This window comes from Botrimarina mediterranea (assembly GCF_007753265.1).
Lineage (GTDB): Bacteria > Planctomycetota > Planctomycetia > Pirellulales > Lacipirellulaceae > Botrimarina > Botrimarina mediterranea.
Genome location: NZ_CP036349.1, coordinates 1755317 through 1769207, shown reverse-complemented (window position 1 = coordinate 1769207; position 13891 = coordinate 1755317). Strand labels below are relative to the sequence as shown.

The 13891-nt window shown below is 60.8% G+C and carries 11 protein-coding genes; 6 read left to right on the top strand and 5 right to left on the bottom strand.

Annotated elements, in window-relative coordinates; genetic code table 11:
* Window positions 1–12: 12 nt before the first annotated feature.
* The 3 genes from Spa11_RS07025 to Spa11_RS07015 all read left to right on the top strand — a co-directional run bounded on the left by Spa11_RS07025 (window position 13) and on the right by Spa11_RS07015 (window position 3899).
* Window positions 13–1521: a CehA/McbA family metallohydrolase domain-containing protein gene (locus Spa11_RS07025; protein WP_145109910.1), complete on the top strand. Its 1509-nt coding sequence runs from the start codon at window positions 13–15 to the stop codon at window positions 1519–1521.
* A gap of 281 nt (window positions 1522–1802) precedes the next feature.
* Entirely contained in the window at window positions 1803–2798 is a 996-nt protein-coding gene (locus Spa11_RS07020) for a lipase family protein (RefSeq protein WP_197529799.1), read from the top strand.
* Between the two features lie 636 nt (window positions 2799–3434).
* On the top strand, window positions 3435–3899 hold the full coding sequence (locus Spa11_RS07015) for a hypothetical protein (RefSeq protein WP_145109907.1): 465 nt from the start codon (window positions 3435–3437) through the stop codon (window positions 3897–3899).
* Between the two features lie 69 nt (window positions 3900–3968).
* Here Spa11_RS07015 and Spa11_RS07010 read toward each other — a convergent pair whose 3' ends face one another.
* Window positions 3969–4166, bottom strand: a complete 198-nt coding sequence (locus tag Spa11_RS07010) for a hypothetical protein (RefSeq protein ID WP_145109905.1) — start codon at window positions 4164–4166, stop codon at window positions 3969–3971.
* 217 nt (window positions 4167–4383) lie between these two features.
* Window positions 4384–5898: a carboxypeptidase M32 gene (locus Spa11_RS07005; protein ID WP_145109902.1), complete on the bottom strand. Its 1515-nt coding sequence runs from the start codon at window positions 5896–5898 to the stop codon at window positions 4384–4386.
* Window positions 5899–6117: 219 nt separating this feature from the next.
* On the opposite strand from Spa11_RS07005, the gene bshB1 reads away from it, so the two are divergent.
* Both bshB1 and Spa11_RS06995 read left to right on the top strand, forming a co-directional pair.
* Window positions 6118–6825, top strand: a complete 708-nt coding sequence (bshB1, locus tag Spa11_RS07000) for a bacillithiol biosynthesis deacetylase BshB1 (RefSeq protein WP_145109899.1) — start codon at window positions 6118–6120, stop codon at window positions 6823–6825.
* Window positions 6826–7741: 916 nt separating this feature from the next.
* Entirely contained in the window at window positions 7742–8659 is a 918-nt protein-coding gene (locus Spa11_RS06995) for a hypothetical protein (RefSeq protein ID WP_145109896.1), read from the top strand.
* Between the two features lie 297 nt (window positions 8660–8956).
* On the opposite strand, the gene Spa11_RS06990 is transcribed toward Spa11_RS06995, so the two are convergent.
* Together Spa11_RS06990 and Spa11_RS06985 are read right to left on the bottom strand one after the other, a co-directional pair.
* Complete coding sequence (locus Spa11_RS06990) at window positions 8957–9568, bottom strand: hypothetical protein (RefSeq protein ID WP_145109893.1); 612 nt, start codon at window positions 9566–9568, stop codon at window positions 8957–8959.
* Window positions 9546–10313 (bottom strand): ParA family protein, encoded by a 768-nt coding sequence (locus Spa11_RS06985; protein WP_145109890.1) that lies wholly within the window; start codon window positions 10311–10313, stop codon window positions 9546–9548. Before Spa11_RS06985 ends, Spa11_RS06990 begins: the two co-directional genes overlap by 23 nt.
* Before the next feature lie 853 nt (window positions 10314–11166).
* On the opposite strand from Spa11_RS06985, the gene Spa11_RS06980 reads away from it, so the two are divergent.
* Window positions 11167–12513: a replication initiator protein A gene (locus Spa11_RS06980; RefSeq protein ID WP_197529798.1), complete on the top strand. Its 1347-nt coding sequence runs from the start codon at window positions 11167–11169 to the stop codon at window positions 12511–12513.
* A gap of 36 nt (window positions 12514–12549) precedes the next feature.
* Here Spa11_RS06980 and Spa11_RS06975 read toward each other — a convergent pair whose 3' ends face one another.
* Entirely contained in the window at window positions 12550–13764 is a 1215-nt protein-coding gene (locus tag Spa11_RS06975; RefSeq protein WP_197529797.1) for a S1/P1 nuclease, read from the bottom strand.
* Window positions 13765–13891: the final 127 nt, after the last annotated feature.

The window sequence follows — 13891 nt, the reverse complement described above, 5'->3', positions numbered from 1 at the left end:
CTAGGTTTCCGTATGCTCCTGTTTGACCGAAGTTACCGATTGGGCTGGCTCGCCGCGGCGGCGTTCGCGCTCGCCTGTGCCGACGCCTCGGCCCGCCGGCCCGACGGGCAGCTTGAGCTGTCCGTCGTCGACGCCAAGAGCGGCCAACCGGTCGCCGCCCGGCTCCACCTCCGCGACGCCCGTGACAACGCGGTCTCGCCCGCCCGTGGGGTCGATCCCTGGGGCGCCGCTCCGTTGGGCGATTACGTCTACGTCGATGGCGAGACGCTGCTCGGCCTGCGGCGCGGCGTCTACCGGTTCGACCTCGACGCCGGGCCGGAGTTCCGTACGCAGCACGGCCACTTCGAGATCGTCCGCCATGCGGAAGATTCCAAGCGGGTCGAGATGACGCGTTTCGCGGACCTCGCCGACGAGGGCTGGGCCGCGGCGGACCTCGCCACGTGCCGCCCCGTCGCCGACCTGCCGCTGCTTCACCGCGCCGAGCAACTCGCCTACACGCCAACGGTCAGCGCCGCTTGGGACGGCAAGGCGTGGGCGCCGCCCGAACTCGCCGAACGTCGCCGTCGCGACAAAGTCTCGCCCGGAGCCAGCGCGCTGTGGGACGACGCGCGCGGCGTCGTGTGGCTGATCGATCCGGACGAGTCGCGCACGCTCGAAGCGTTGCCGCAACCCGGCGAGTCGTCTGTCGCGTTCTTGAACGAAGCGCAAGAGCGCGGGTGGCGGGTGGTCGCGTCAATCACCAGCCGTGAGCTACCGCTGTGGATCGCGCACGATGTCGTTGACGCGGTTGTTGTCATCGACGGCTGGGCCGAGTCGCCGGCCGGCAAGGAAGCCGCCAAGCGTGGCCGCCAAGGGGACGGGCTCCGCTACCCCGGCGCGCAGGGGCCGGGTCGTTGGCGGCGCGTGCTTTACGAATCACTCCTCGACGCCGGTGTTCATTTGCCCGCCGTCGCGGTCAGCGGCTCGGGCCTCAACACGGCGCCGATCGGCGCCGCGCGCGTCTACGCTTACACCGACGGCGACGCGTCGCCCGGAGCGTGGTGGGACGCCGCTGACCGCATGGCGACGGTCGTGACCAACGGCCCGCTGCTGCGGCCCTTCGTCGAAGGCGCGCCGCCCGGCGAGACGTTCCTGCTTGTCAATGGAAAGCGCTCGCTGACGATCGGACTCAACCTCGCCACGCGCACGAAGATCGACTACGTCGAGATCGTCAAGAACGGCGCGACCGTCCACAACATCCGCATCGCCGAGCTCGCCGCCTCGGGAGGTAAACTCCCCAGCATCGAGTTCGACGCCCCGGGCTGGCTCGCGATCGTCGCGGTCGCCGAATCGCCCGACCACTACGAGATGGCGATGTCCGCGCCGTGGTTCGTCGAAGGCAAGGGCGGCGGACGAGCCGACAGCGAAGACCGCACGCAGTGGCTGAACGCTCTAAAGGAAGCGCAGGCTGAGTTCGGCGCGAGCGACGCCAAGGCCTATGCCGAAGCGGAAGCGTTCTGGAAAGCCCCGGAGGGGCGATAGCGCGTAGCCAGTGGCGCGAGCCCCTGGAACCTTGCGGCGATCGGTTGTTCAGCCCCGGAGGGGCGACAGCACAACTCCCTACCTTAAGTTGCTGTCGCCCCTCCGGGGCTTACGTTTATGCTTGGCCTTTTACTCCAGGGGCTTGCGCCCCTGTCTACGCGCTGCCGCCCCTCCGGGGCTATTTGATTCGCTTGCGCTCATCATCTTTGCTTGAGCGGTTACCCCATTGCCGGTTAGATTCCACCGGCATCGCCCCCCCCGCCCTCTGTGAGTTCGTAAGCGTGCCGCTCCCAACGCCCCAGGACGTCAAGCCACTTGCGCCCGGCGCCGAGCTGGTCGCGATGACGCGGCTCGAGGGGCGGCCCGTCTCGCAGCTCACCTTTCTCGAGAAGTCGCTCCTCTTCGCCGAGCTTTCGCGTGCGAGCTACTTCAGCCGCACGATCGCCGGGCAACTCGCCGAGGACGTCGGCTTTCCCGAAACGCGGTTCTACGACCGTGACGGCGCGCAGGCATATTTGTTCGGCAACGAGACCGACGCGGTCATCTGCTGCCGCGGCACCGAACCCAACGAGTGGAACGACGTCCGCGCCGACCTCAACGCCTTCATGGACGCCGCCGAAACGGTGGGCCGCGTCCACCGCGGCTTCAAGCGCGAGGTGGACGACCTCTGGCCGCGACTCGAGAAGGCGCTGGTGAGCAACGAACGCGTCCTCTGGTTCGCCGGCCACTCGCTCGGCGGCGCGATGACCGCCATCTGCGCGGGGCGCTGCTACCTGTCGCACATCAAGAGCTCGCCCGAGGCGGTCTTCACGTTCGGCTCGCCGCGCGTCGGCAACCAGCGTTACATCAACCACGTGAAACTCAACTACTACCGCTGGGTCAACAACAACGACATCGTCCCGCGCGTGCCGCCAATGTGGCTCGGCTACCGTCACGGCGGCGTCGAGGTCTACGCCAATCGCCGCGGGCGGGTGTCGGGCGTGCGAGGCATCTTGCGGGTCCGCGACCGCTGGTGGGGTTTCTGGCGGACGCTCACCAAGGGCCGCATCGACCACTTTGCCGACCACCTGATGGGCGAGTACCTGTGGGTGATCGACAAAGCGCTCGACCAAGAACGCGCCGGCCTCCACGCCCCAGCGCTGGAGCGCCTCTTGAAGAAGATCGGCTGCCCCTCGGTAGTCGAACAACACCCACCCGAGGCGCCACACTTTGTAACGATGCGTGAGGGGGAAACGGACGACGTTACGGAGGTGGTGGAGGTGACGGAGACAAAGTGAGAGACGCCTGTCGGCAGCCCAACGAGTCGGCCGGAACAAGCACGGCGTGGGCCGTGGCAAGGCGTCATCAAACGCGCCGCCTGCCGGACCCACGCCGCGATCGCCCCCACTAGAGGGGGGGCCTTCCAGGTCGACTTTCCACCACACTAATCGGCGCCCTATGGCATCGATTCTAAGGACCCTAGCGGCCCCGTAGCGGGCCTCTTGTGCCCCCAGTCGACATCTCAACCGCCGCGACCAACGAACGCGTCAGAGGGCCCCACAGCGGCCCCGACGCGGCAGCGGCTTTTTGCTGCTTTCTGCCGAAATTTCGCTCGCTTTTGGCCACGCAGTTGTCATGGCAATAGACGGTCGGATGGCTCTAACCGTCGTGAGCAAAAAACTAGCTGGCCATTAGACTATCTCGAACGACAGTCGCACGTTGCGAAGCAACAAGGGCCGATTGATTCCACATGCCCTCCTGTGCTGCGCGCCCCGACAGTCGTTCGGCGATAATCAAGCGATTGCGAAGTCACTTCTTCACGACAGTCGGGGCCGCCCGCGCAACGGTGTGAAAGCCGTTAGACTTCGACCGGAGATTGCGAAGGCATTTGCTTGAATAGTCGAGCCCATACGCTTACGGCGGAGCCCAGGTACATGTCGCGCAAGAGTTTGAGAGTTATCAGGTGGGAGCTAGTGATTGCCGCGGCGATTCCGTTCGCGTACGTAGCCTACCTCTACACGGCTCCCCCCCCTCCGGGGAGGACCGGCGCCCTCCGCGAACTTCCTGACTACGCAAAGCTGCCCTCAGTTTTCGATACGTTGCGGATTAGTGGCGATTGCAGCTACTGCATGAAGAGTTTCGGCACTTACTTTGTTGTCGTTGCACCCGTCGAGCTACGGGATGTCGCCGACTGGCTACAGACGATCGAATCAGAAGATCAGATCATAGGCGCATGGAAACCCGAAGACACACCGATGCCTGCCGCTGTCGATGTCGATTCAGACGTGCTTGGCAACCTGCCAGTGCTATTCGAAGTGCGTGATGAATATGGTTTCGGCCGACTATACTTGGGAGGGACCAAATGGGTCGTCGCAGAGGGAACTAGACGGTCCAATTGACTTATTTGGTGGCCAGTTCAATAGGTCAGGCTGTCCTGACCTACGTTTACTTGCTCACAACAGCCGGGATCAGCCACGAGGAAGAAATCTATCGCCCAATGCATTGACGCCCTCTTCGTCGAGCGCGCCACCGCTAATCTCCGACCAACCTAGAATCTCTTGAATCGCTGGCAACGGCATGTCAAACGCTTCTTTTATGTAGAAAACTACCCGAATCGGAGAGAGCCCTTCTTCTTTGCTCCGCAGGTATCGGATGATCGATGACATGCTGGCTCCCTCTCTAGCCATCCTTTGCATATCGGTGACCGTATCGCGATCGGTACTAATTTGCGCACCTACCTTTTGAGTTATCTCAGTAGTGGGCCATCAGGCTACCGCGTTGCTGCTTGGTCGCTCCCTGGCGGTCGCGCCTCGGTGGTTGGGTTGGTTGTGGTTGAATTGGCTCCGCGGCTCTCTTTGCGCCTTCGCGGCTTTGCGTGAGTCTTCAACCGAACCCATACAGCTCGCCGAACTTCGCCTTTAAGCGACGCATCAGAGGCTCGTGCGACAGCGGTTTGCCGGTGACGCGCTCGACGAGTTGGCTCGCTGACAGGCGCTGGCCGACCTGGTGGATGTTCTTGCGGAGCCAGCCCAGCAGCGGGTCGAACTCGCCGGCGGCGAACATCGCTTCGAGGTCGCCGAGGTCGGCTTCGGCTTGGTCGAAGAACTGGGCCGAGTAGAGGTTGCCCAGCGAGTACGTCGGGAAGTAGCCGAACAGGCCCGCGCTCCAGTGCACGTCTTGCAGGCAGCCGTTGGCGTCGCTTGGTGGTGTGATGCCGACGATCGAGGCGTACTTCTCGTTCCATGCGGCCGGCAGGTCACTAGGAAGCAAGTCGCCCTCGATCATCGCGCGTTCGAGTTCGAAGCGGACGATCACGTGCAGGTTGTAGGTGGCCTCGTCGCTCTCGGTGCGGATCAGCGAGGGCTTCGCTTCGTTGATTGCGAAGTACCACGACTCCGGATCGACGCCCTTCATCGCCACAGGGAACGCCTCGCCCAGCGGGCCGAAGAAGTGGCGCCAGAAGCCGCGGCCGCGGCCCACCAGGTTCTCCCACATCCGCGACTGCGACTCGTGGATGCCCAGCGAGATCGCCTCGCCCGGCGGCAGGCCGAACCACTCGCCGGGGAGGCCCTGCTCGTAGAGGCCGTGGCCCGTCTCGTGGAGCGTGCTGAAGAAGGCGTCGGCGAAGTCGTGTTCGTTGTAGCGCGTCGTCATGCGGACGTCGTTCGGACCGGCGCCGCCGCAGAACGGGTGCGCCGTCACGTCGAGCCGCCCGGAGGCGAAGTCGAAGCCGATCGCCTGCGCGGCCGCCTTGCCGAAGATGGCCTGCGTCTCGACATCAAAGCTCTCGCGCAGGACCTCGCTCGGCGCGGCGACGCCGCTGCCGACGATCGCCTGCACCAGCGGCGCGAGTTCCGCGCGGAGCCCCGTGAGCACGCTGCCAACCGACTCGGCGGTCTCGCCCGGCTCGTAGTCCTCGATCAACGCGTCGTACGGCGACGCCTCGTAGCCGAAGGCCTCCGCCTTGCGGCGCTGCAGCGCTAGCATCTGCTCGAGCCACGGCCGGAAGATGGCGAAATCGTCCGAACGGCGCGCGGTGGTCCAGGCGTGGTGCGCCTTGCTGCTGGTGCGAGCGATCTCTTCGACCAGATCACCGGGGAGCTTTGTCTCGCGCTCGTAGCGTCGCGACAGCTCGCGCGTGACGCAGCCGATGTCGCTCTCGGGGTCGCGGGCTTCGTCCGAGTCACGCAGTTCAGCGAGCCACTCGCCTAGCGCGGGCGCCGTGCTGCGGGCGTGAACGACGCCGGCCAGGTAAGCCTGCTGCTCGGCCCGCCAGTCGCCGCCACTCGGCGGGAGGTAAGTCTGCTCGTCCCATTCGACAAGGCCCCCGATCGACGCCACCAGGGCGGTCTCACGGGCATGAGCGCGAAGTTTGGCGAAGGTCTCGGCGGCGGACATGATGAAGCCGTTAGCGGTTAGTCGTTAACTGTTTGGAAAGAGCTTTATGTGGGAGGGGTCTCCAGACCCTGGTTACGCGCACCACGCCGTTTCGGAATGGATACCGTAATCGGGGTCTGGAGACCCCTCCCACAGTCGATTGATCGACGACTTGTTAGATTAGGACACACGCCGATGCGTCCCTAGCCCCTCGCCCCTCAGCCCCTGGCCCCTCCCCCGATGCTCGACGCCCTCGTCATCGCCCCGCATCCCGACGACGCCGAACTGGGCGCCGCGGGCGTGATCCTTAAGCTGCAACAAGAGGGCAAGCGTGTCGGCGTGCTCGACCTCACCTCGGGCGAGCCCACGCCGCAAGGGTCGCTAGAGATCCGCGCCCGGGAGACAGCAGCCGCCACCAAGGTGCTCGGCCTCGAATGGCGTGAGAACCTCGGTCTGCCGAACCGTTCGCTCGAAGCGACGCTCGAGAACCGCGCGAAGCTCGCCGCCGTGTTCCGCCGTGTGAAGCCCAAGTGGCTGTTCGCGCCGTACTGGGAAGACGCCCACCCGGACCACACGGCCGCGACCAAGCTCGTCGAGGACGCCCGCTTCTGGTCGAAGCTCACCAAGACTGACGAACCGGGGCAAATGGCCCTAGCGGGCGAACCCCACCACCCGTCGCGGGTCTATTACTACTACTGCGTTCACCTCAAGCTGGCGCCGCAGCCGGCGTTCGTCGTGGATATCAGCGACGTGTGGGAAAAGAAAATCGAGTCGATCCGCTGCTATGAGAGCCAGTTCGTCACGGGCAGGCCAACGACTTCGCCGACGTTCTATGACCGACTCCGCGACGAGGCGGCCTACTGGGGCAAATCGATCGGCACGGCCTACGGCGAACCGATCGAGACGCGTGAACCGCTCGGATTAGCGAAACTTGGAGGGCTGGTTTAACTGAGATTTCAGCCGCTTGCGGCTTAGCTGCTTAGCCGCCATAATCTGCGATTCCCTCACTCAGCCGGGTTCGCCTATCGAAGCGAGGGACGCGACGCCGATAGGCGGCGTACGGAGCACCCCTAGCTCAACTGGATAGCCGCCGCACGCTTCTCTAAAGCGTTTGCAGGCAAGGCCTTAGGGCTCGAATTTTTTTTCTGCGGTTCCCTTTGTGTGCCCAAAAGTGCCGGTGATTTCGGCTCTTTGCCTGCCACTAATTGCCAGATTAATTGCCAACGCTACCGGATGCTTGACCGCACCGCGGCGGGTTATAGCGCAGTGGGGAAGATACAGGTCCGGCGACGAGCCGAGTACCCCTTAACGAATAGATTCAGGGTTGATCCACGGCAGGTCAGCGTCATCGAATCGACAGCTGGCATCTGCTTCCCGAATTGGAGTCGGTGAAGACGACCTCAGCGACTCATTCGGAGCCCGACCAGAGCGAGGTCGATGCTACCTCGTCTGATTCGCTTCCACCCAAACTGTGCACTCTGCGTGCCACCCGCTGCGACTTAGCGAATAGGTGATTCCACCCAATTTTGACATTGCCCAACCGCATCCAGTACCTTCTGGCGTCCTGTTCGGTGGGACAGACCGCTTAGGTGCTGAGGTTCTGTCGCCAACAATTGCAACGGCCCGAAGCACTTGCATCCAAGAGCCGTTCTGTGCTTGCGATTGACGCGGAACAACTGAATGCTAACCAGCTGCAATAGTTGGGCGACTTTGGAGCATAGCGTGGTCCATGGTGGCACAACTGACTTCAAAACCAAACTCGATAAGGCTGTCCTTCAACAGCCCGCACCTTGGCAACCAATAGAGCTAGAGATAACGTCGCGATAGATAGTAATTGATTGGCCCACAGTCCGAGGAAGTAGGCATGAGTCGGATAGAGAAGGAGCCACCGATCAGAGAGGTTTCTAAGCCTGTCGACGGTCCAGAACCATCGGATTCTAAATCGCTGCGAGTACTACTTGGGTACGACCAAGTAGGCTATTTGCAGCTATTGGCTATCATTCCGGCCTTGCACGTGATTGGGAAGCTGAACAAGCAGTTCAAGCTGACCGAGTTCCTACGCAGGCTGGTAGTGGAGTTCCAGGAAGCAACCAGGATCTTGTGGAGGCGTGTTCTTGATTGGATGCCATTTGATGTCGATGTTCACAATCATGAACTGGACGCTCTGACTTTAGTTCTCTTTGGTGTTGGCGCTGTGATCGGTACGGCCTCCTCCAAAGCCAGTTGCTGGGTTTCGCACTACTTGGAAGGGTGCCAAAAGTTGGAATGGGGACGAAAGTGGCTTGGCATAGCTATATTGCTCTTCACATTCTTTTTCTTTCTTACTGCTCTCGGCCTGCCGAACTTGCTAGACAAATTATCTACCGCTGGTGGACTTGGTCGTATCTTAGGAGAAGTATTTATATTCCTAGTCATCCTCCCCGTTTGGGTACTCGTCCGGTACGCACTTGGGCGCATTGGATGGAAGGGCAAGAAGTTGGCCCGACCGATGCCCAAGGGTTATCTCATGTCGATGGCAATTGGTTGGGCTTACTTCTGTACGCTGTTCGCAATGTTCTCGCGGCCGACGAGCCCAGACATCGACCCACATAGATTTGTTCCCCTTGTGCTGATAGCCATCCTTGGATTTGGATATGCGGGCACGTTCTTCTTCGCCTGGGGGACATACCGCAATATTATGATTACTTCGATTGGCATTCTGGTGGTCGATGCTTTTGCACAATCGATAGTTCCATTGATAGAGTATATCGACGAGTTGCTTAGGGAAGCAGAGGCCGCATGACGTCAAGCCAGGGGTCTCTGCCGTCGCATAATGACTTCTGGTTTATTGTTATGAAGTCATGCATTTCCCAAATGCGATAGGTGGCCCCAACCGCTCGATCTTACGGGCAGAGCGGCCGCCGACCTCTGAGGTCGGTCGGTCGATTCGACCGCAAGGCAGCTTGCCCGACCGTCGGGGTCGCCGAATGCGAGAGAGTGGCTTTGTGCCGGTCTGCAGAAAGCTGCCGGGATCGTAAACGCTCAGTAGTCTCGGACGGACATCATTCACATCCTCTACTACGGTAGGCTGAAAATGGCACTAACGGCTCGCTCTCCCAGTCCCAAGCCAGGCCGTGATTGCCTCTTCGACGACCGCGAGGATCGTGTGCGACGGGTTGCCCCTCATCTTCCGTCGGTGGCTCGCTTCCATCAGCATCCGCTTTAAGTCGACGCGTATCTGATTATTGAACGGCTCACGCGGCACGCGACTAGACGCAGTTGGCTGGCTCGCACCGGACGAATGAGGTTGGGCCCCCGTCTTTTCGAACTTCAGCCAACTTTCGACGGCTTCCTCAATGAACTGCTTGAGTGTGCAGACTGGGTCGTTCGCCATCACGCGTTGGTGCCTAACTTCGGCAAGCCTCCGCTTGATTTCCGGCCGAATCTTGGTTGAGAGCAGGACGTAGTGAGTCGGTTGCGACTCAACGGGCTTGGGCTGCTGACGCGGCCTACGTTGACTCTCGGCTCGTGCAGTTCTCGTTGGCTGATCCGGGCCACCCGTTTCCACCACTTCGCCGCCTTCAGCAGCGCTCGTCTTCTTTGTTTGTGTCGTCACCGGCTTCTTTGGGTCGCCAACGCTACCCTTGACGAAACGCAGTGCAGCTGCTGACGGCATCGCGTCGTCTACTTTAAGTTCTGGATCCTGCGGCATGCCCCTCCTTTTCTGCTGTCTGCTTTAGTTTAGTTCTTGGTGTTACTCGTTCTAGGATGAGACGCGGGTTCTCTTGGCAAGCCGCGGCAAACACCTCGCGAAAAACGGCGTCGATCTCAAGAGCCGGTTCTCTGACCTGCTTCCTCCGGCCAAGGTCCCAGACAAGGCTCGGTGGTATCTTCCAACCGTCGTTGCCGGGCGAGCGTAGCCCCGCTGATTGGACGATGACCTCGCGGTAGGGAATCGTACTTTTGGTGATCCCAAACCGCATCGAGCTTGCGTGCTGCCGAAGACTCTCGGTGGTCTTTCTCCCCCTCCCCACTCGGGTCGGGATGATTGCGGTCTGTGGCAGGCCGTCCCTCAGCTTCTGGATCTCGTGGATCGTCTCCGTCGTCCAATCGAGGGCCATAATGTCCAGCTGACTGGCCCCTGTCGGGATGAGGGCGGCGTCGGTGACCTGGAGGATCGCCCCGGTAATTTCGCTAAGACCTCCTGGAGCGTCAACGACTACCGCGTCGTGGCTGACCGAGGCTTCGCTGACCTGTTTGACGATCTCTTCTGGCGTTTGCGGGGTAAGCACTCGCATTTCCGGCCTCGCTACCTTGAGCCACCTGGAAGAGAGGCGTTGAGCGTCACAGTCAAACAGCACGACCGAGCAGCCATGAAGTCTGAACCAGTCTGCTAGGTGAACAGCCAACGTCGTCTTGAGAACGCCCCCTTTTGAATTTGCAAATGATACGATCATGGTTAATGAGTTATCACGATTCCCAGCATGACACAACGAGTTATTTCGTGATGGGCAGCCGGCTAGCGGGTTGGCGAGTTGGCTGGCCTGATGGAACAAGGCCTTGCCAGAAGTAACGCCAGCTGGCCAGCGTGATATCACGAACGGGCTTAAAGGGACGATGGCGACGAAAGTAATCTGTAGCGTTATCCCACAACAGCGGAGAAAGGGCCTGGGTGGCCACTGAAGCGTCGATTATCGCCCGCGAGGCCATCGGGTAGGGTTCGCTGCTCCGGGTCTCTCAGGGCGATTTATTGACGCGGCTCTACTTGCCGTCAGAGTTGAATCTGCACGGCGGCAGTCGCATGCGAACGGCTTCATTCGTTAGCCCTGCAATCCGCACAGTTGCACAACCGACCACGCAGAGCACCTCTCGCGGCAGACCTCAGAGACCCTAAAGAAAGTTATTGCCAATCAACGGCATCCGTAATAGTTTCCTTTAAGCAGTTTGAACCAAGCCAGGACGTTGGTCGGGAGCCTTGGCGGACGGCCTACCTGCTAGGAGCGACGCCACATGGCCAGCTAGTGTGATCTGACCGACAGGCGGCACGTGATTTGACTGACGACACACGTGATCTGACTGACAGTAGACACGTGCTTTGACTGACAAGGGCACGTGATTTGACCGACCGATCCATGTGATTTGACCGACACGGGATCGTTGAAAGACCAATGATGTCAGCAGGTTGAGTGGGGCCTAAACTCTATAGACTTATTAGATAACGTCGTAGAGGAAGTGCGACGAGTTTGTTTTTGGAGGAGAATGGAGAGAGAAGAGAGTACAGCCAAACGCACCAGGCGGGTCCCTGACGAGATGAACCTCGCCGAATTCCCGCTGACCGTGATGGGGAAGCGGCCCCCTCGGGGAGTTAAGACGCTCACCTTCCGCGATGAGATCACCGACCCTGAAACCGCAGAGCGGGTACCGAGGGAGCTGACCGTCACCGGGTCCGACCTCTTGGGTTTGCCCACCTCATACGACGAGGAGGTGCTGATTGGCCTTGAAGAGCTGACCCACCAAGCCTCATCCCCAAGCCGCCGGGTGTGCTTTACGCCGTACGCCTTCTTGGAGCAGATCGGCTGGGAGCGGAGCACCAGGAACTACCGCCGACTGACAAAGAGCCTCGACCGTTGGGCGAGCGTCACCATCATCTCCAAGGAAGCGTTCTGGAGCAAAGGCAAGCGGCAACGGGTGCGGGATGTCGTTGGGATCCTCGACCGTTGGCAGGTGGTCGGCAAGAACGCAATGCCGGACGCCGAGACCAAGACAGCGTTCTTCGTGTGGAGCGATTTTGTTTGGGAGTCTATCGAAGCGGGTTATGTCCGCGGCCTCGATGTCGATTTCTGGCGAGGCCTGGAGAACCCGATCTCAAGGAGGCTCTTCCGGTTTCTTGGCAAGAAGTTCTACGCGAGAAGCGAGGTGCCGTTTGAACTAAAGCAGCTCGCCTTTGAGAAGGTCGGCGTGAGCAGGAAGCACCACACCGGACAGATAAAGGAGTCGCTGGAACCGGCTCACCACGAGCTAGAAAGAAAGGGCTTTTGTCGAGCCAACTACATCGACCGGGGACAAAGCGGATGGGAAGTTGTCTACACCGACCTCCGGACTGAGACGGGCAAGAAGGCAGCGGTCAGGGATTCGCTGCTCCTCAAGCAGCTGCAAGAACGTGGCTGCACGGATGCTTCGCTTCTTTTGCGAAGGCAGCGGAATCGATCGCGAATCGAGCGCGCCATCCTGAACTTTGACGACCGGCTGTGTCACGGCGAGAAAATTAGTCACCGGTGGCTTGCTGGAGACATCCTCAGCAAAGACGGCTACGACTTCCGTGAAGGCTATAAGTCGCCCGAATGCCTTCGGCAAGAAGCGGAGGCGACGAGGGAGGGGGAACAGAAGAGCCTCGCTAGAAAGCAAAGCTTGTTGAAGCAAACGATTGACCGGAAGGCGAGCGCCAAAGCGGCCTTCGCTGAGTTCTGGACGGGTCTCTCAGAGGTCGCCCGCAAAGACTTCCAAGCGGAGGCGATCCGATGCTCTCGCGTTCATGGGAAGCTGCTTGCGGCGGAGAACGCCCGCACGAACAGGCATTTTCAGGTCTACCTCGACACGGCGTTGTTGGAGCACTGGCGGCGTACGATTAACGGCGCACCCCAAGCGGGTGCTGCCTAGCCACTCGAGGCAAATCGCATTCGGCAAAGAATCGGCTCAACCTCCACACTGCCCACACGGGTGCCCTTCGTTTGCCGTGCAGTACCTGCCTTCTTTGGTCTTACCGTACCACTTGCACGAACGGTTGTGTCGGCTGCCACTCTTGGTATTGATCCAATGAGAAAGTTCTACCGTTGCTGAATGTGTGGAGTTCCCAAGCTCAACCTCCGGAACTTCAACTTCCGGATCTACTACGGGGCGTTCCAGTCGGTGAGTTGTTTGAACCGTCTCAGTAGCTGGCGGCCGTCCGTGCAAGAGTGTCGCGATTCGGTAACCGGCTTGGACGGCTCGCAGGTCGGCTGCTTCGCCCGCTTCTCGGTGATAGGCCGCTGGCAAATCAATCCGGCCAAGCTGCTCGCCTTGTTCTTGGATCGCCGAGAGCAACTGGGGCGTGTAGACTCGTTGCTTCGCGAGTTGGTAGCTTTCCAGTAACCAGGCCTCGGGCGCCAGCGAAGAACGAGCGGCGGTTCCAGTTTTACCGTGCTCATCGCCAAGCTCGAATGCCTTACGTCGGATACGGTTGTAGTTTGAACGTGGGAGAATGGCTTGATCCCACAGGGCGTGGAGTTTGCCCCCGGCTCCACGGACCGGGACTTCGTTCCCACCACGATCGCCCTCGGGAAATCGGTCCGCACTGTAGAGGGCTGTGGCGTGGCACGGCTGATGCAAGTCAGCGGCAAGGTGCAAAAACCAGGCGAGGTGGACTGCCCGCACCGCCCTGGTCTCACGAGGGTCTTCAAGCACTCGCAGCGAATTGGCTACCGCCTGGGCGACGTTCATTGATGGATCATCGCGGTCGCCTGGCGGTTCGATTCGGCGGTTGGTGCTTAGCGTTCTCAACAAAGCGTCTCGGTCGGATGGCGATGCCCAGACCGGCAGGTTGATGTAGTGCCACCGCGGCCGATTGAACCGACGGACATCGTCGGACGTGACCGCGTCCGACTGGTTGCGGACGAGATCGGGCCATGTTCCCGCGAAGGCGAAGACCCACTGGTCTTGTTCGGCGATGCTCGCCTGCCAAACTTCTTCAGGAATACGCCGCAGAAAGTGGGACTCGAATCTTGGGTGTTCCTTCAGCAGCTCGACCGCCGCCATGCGGTCTCGCTCGCCAAGCTGTTGCCAAGCGACTAGGCCAATCACCTCATGCCCAGCAGCATTCCAGCCGTGGCAGAGGGCGGGAAAAGCGGCGATCAAGAGAAGAATCCGAACCACAGGGTCGCTCCGCTTATCTGCTACAGGGGGACCGGCACGCGAGACGGCTGATTGACGCTTCCCAAAAACCCGTCGCTCAATTCTATCACGGATTGGACCGGTTTTTTACTCTGCTGGCGGTAGTTAA